Origin of the sequence: Microseira wollei NIES-4236 (genome assembly GCF_020521235.1) — a bacterium.
Lineage (GTDB): Bacteria > Cyanobacteriota > Cyanobacteriia > Cyanobacteriales > Aerosakkonemataceae > Microseira > Microseira wollei.
This window is the reverse complement of the sequence record NZ_BLAY01000372.1, coordinates 1-3021: the sequence shown is the minus strand read 5'-3', so window position 1 is coordinate 3021 and position 3021 is coordinate 1. Positions and strand designations below refer to the sequence as shown.

The 3021-nt window shown below is 44.6% G+C and carries 4 protein-coding genes; 1 reads left to right on the top strand and 3 read right to left on the bottom strand.

All coding sequences use genetic code 11. The annotated features are described in order from the left end of the window. The 3 genes from MiSe_RS48350 to MiSe_RS48340 form a co-directional block, all read right to left on the bottom strand. Positions 1-254, bottom strand: a 254-nt coding sequence (locus tag MiSe_RS48350; protein WP_226594557.1) for a hypothetical protein, incomplete at its 3' end; no start/stop codon positions are given. 237 nt (positions 255-491) lie between these two features. Then, positions 492-1520 carry a glutathione S-transferase family protein gene (locus MiSe_RS48345; protein ID WP_226594555.1) on the bottom strand — a complete coding sequence of 343 codons (1029 nt, stop codon included), beginning with the start codon at positions 1518-1520 and terminating at the stop codon, positions 492-494. Positions 1521-1798: 278 nt separating this feature from the next. Beyond that, positions 1799-2140: a DUF4342 domain-containing protein gene (locus tag MiSe_RS48340; protein ID WP_226594552.1), complete on the bottom strand. Its 342-nt coding sequence runs from the start codon at positions 2138-2140 to the stop codon at positions 1799-1801. 305 nt (positions 2141-2445) lie between these two features. On the opposite strand from MiSe_RS48340, the gene MiSe_RS48335 reads away from it, so the two are divergent. Further along, entirely contained in the window at positions 2446-2829 is a 384-nt protein-coding gene (locus MiSe_RS48335) for a hypothetical protein (protein ID WP_226594550.1), read from the top strand. Positions 2830-3021 lie beyond the last annotated feature (192 nt).

Here is a 3021-nt window from a genome sequence, read left to right as displayed (position 1 = left end):
TTGATGTTCCCTACCAGGATCGTTGATATCATATCGTTTCCAATTGCATCTTTTCGAGCAACATTGATTGTAGGGAACAGCAAAAAAGCTTCTCGTTCAGCGCCAAGGTTATTGATGTTCCCTACCAGGATCGTTGATATCATATCGTTTCCAATTGCATCTTTTCGAGCAACATTGATTGTAGGGAACAGCAAAAAAGCTTCTCGTTCAGCGCCAAGGTTATTGATGTTCCCTACCAAGATCGTTGATATCATATCGTTTCGGGTTGCATCTTTTCCCTCAACATTGGTTTTTGGGACAAGGCGGCTGAAAACCTTCGAGTTTCGAGCAAAGCATCTATTTGATCAACATTGATTGTAGGGGCACGGCGGCAAAAAAGCTTCGAGTTTCGCGCAAAGGTTATTGATGTTCCCTACCAAGATCGTTGATACTTGTCGTTACCCACATTTTTTCAGGAATCCGATTGACCGAAACCCTCGCTTGCCGTGCCCCTACTTGTTTTGACCAACAGTTTCGCGATTGTGCGGTTCTAAAAGGTTTGTTATATCGGGACCAGAAGGAATAATCCCACCTGGATTCAATGGAAACAAATTGCCATAGTAATCCCGCTTAATGCTATCTAAATCGCAAGTATCGGCAACGCCGGGAAGCTGATACAAATCCCGCAGATAAGCTCCCAAATTCTGATAATCCTGAATTCGCTTGCGGTTGCACTTAAATAATCCGTAATAAACAATATCGAACCGAAACAACGTCGTAAACAAACGCACATCTGCCAGCGTCACCTTTTCCCCACAAAGATATCGATTTGTTTCTAGTGCAGCTTCAATTTCATCTAAGGTTGCGAACAATTCATCCCAGGCTTTATTGTAAGCTGCTTGCGTTTGGGCAAAGCCGCAGCGATACACGCCGTTATTAACCGAGTGATAAATCTTTTCGTTCCAATCATCAATTTTTTCCCTCAGTTCTTCTGGATAGAGATCCAACTCAGGATGCAGGGCGAATTCATTAAATTGTTCGTTCAGGATGACAATAATTTCTGAACTTTCATTATTAACAATCGTCTTTGTCTGGTTATCCCATAATACCGGCACTGTAGAGCGTCCAGTGTAACCGGGTTCTGCGAGTTGGTAAAGTTGAGCTAAACTGCGACAACCTTCTTCTGGTTGATTGAGTACCCAACCGCCTTCTTCTGGGGAAGGTGAAACAATAGAGACAGATATAGCATCAGAAAGTCCTTTTAACGCCCGCACAACCAGCGTGCGATGCGCCCAAGGACAACCCATTCCCACATAAAGTTTATAGCGTCCTGGGGCTGGTTGGTAGGGGTTTGAAGCTGCTTTGGAGATCGACTTGCGAAAAAAGCTATTCGGGCGAATGTACTCCCCTGCTTGATTGCGGGGTGCCATTTGCGACATCATGAGCTGCCAAAGCGTTGTCCAGATAAATTTTCCCAAGCTGATAATCGCCTTTGGCGGAAGCGATTTACCCTTTTTTTTGGTTTCAATAAGCTTTGACATGAAATTCAACCCTGGATTTGCTAATTGCTAATTGCTAATTGCTAATTGCTAATTGCGAAAGCTACGGCAGCTTACTAATATACCACTTTTCCAGCCATTAGCCACTAACCATTAGCCACTAACCATTAACCATTAGCCATTAACCATTAGCCATTAGCCATTAACCATTAGCCATTAACCATTAGCCATTAGCGAAAAAGTAGGGACACGGCACGCATCATATTGCGCCATGTCCCTACTGCAAAATTACCGTTCTATTTGTTCGCGCCAACAAGGTGTTATTCTTGTCGTTCAATTACTACGGTAGGATTGGTTACCAAAACAGCAATCGTTGCTACTACTGCTGCGACTGGAAACACTACTGCACTTGCACCTAAACCTACAACTGCTACGGGGAGAGGAATTTCAATCAGTCTTTCGCCTTGTTTATTTAGAATCGCGATGCGACGAATGTTACCTTTACGAATCAGATTTTTGATGAAGGTAACTAACGTATCTCGGTTAACTTTAAATTCTTCTACCCGCACTTTTTCTTCTGCGGGAATTTCGGATTGAACGGTTGTCGCGTCTACAACTACGGTTGTTACTGGTTCTTCAAATCGTCCCGATTGTGCGTTCATTGTTCGCCATCCCAAAGTTCTATTAATTCAATTTTGCCTACCCCCATCGTTGAACAACCAGTCAGAAAACCCTACTTTAAGGTTGTATTTACCCTACAAAAACCGTTAAAGGCGAGCAATCGGGTTTCTTTCCTAGAAACCCGGTTTCTTTGCGGGCGATCGCTCTCCCTCTAAGTACTCTTACTCAAGCAGATCGCCCATCTCCGACGCATGTTCCTCCTCAAGGAATATTTGCGCTCGCTTAGCCTTCACTAAGATATCAGCAGTGAGCAAACAACCGATCAAACAGAAGGAACTTAAGCGGGATGAACCTCAACAGAAAATTTCCAGGAATGATTCGTACCGTTGCGATCGCTCTATTAGTCGGTACAATTTGGCTATTGGGTTTCCCTGCTTTCTCAGCTACAGCAGGTTCTTACGTTCCAAAAGATACCACGGTTAACCCGACTGGGAAGGATTCCAGCATCGCCAAAGCCGCGAAACAGCGCATCGAGTCGGTTGACGATTGCAGTAAATATTTAACCAATGGCGATAAAGATACTACCGCTCACTTAGATAAACCATTAGATAGATCCGGTTCGACAACGCTTCCCAGCACATTAAAAGTATCGGACAACCCCGCACCAACCGTCGCTGAAGTCGAGTTTAAGCGCTGTCTCGAAGAAAAGGGAATCGCACCAAAACCTTGAATTACAGCAGGGACAAGGCATCGAGCGATATGTTTCACCAGCAGGGACAAGGCATCGAGGGACAGGTTTCACCAGTAGGGACACGGCATCGATCAATCTGTTTCACCAGCCAAAGTCTAATTCATGCCGTGTCCCGATCGATCGACAGGTTTCACCAGTAGGGACGCATCGATCGATATGTTTCACCAGTAG

What these genes read in the sequence shown, in the direction of transcription:
- MiSe_RS48345 (WP_226594555.1), bottom strand. Translation starts at nt 1,520, where the DNA reads ATGTCAAAGCTTATTGAAACCAAAAAAAAGGGTAAATCGCTTCCGCCA.
- MiSe_RS48340 (WP_226594552.1), bottom strand. Translation starts at nt 2,140, where the DNA reads ATGAACGCACAATCGGGACGATTTGAAGAACCAGTAACAACCGTAGTT.
- MiSe_RS48335 (WP_226594550.1), top strand. Translation starts at nt 2,446, where the DNA reads ATGAACCTCAACAGAAAATTTCCAGGAATGATTCGTACCGTTGCGATC.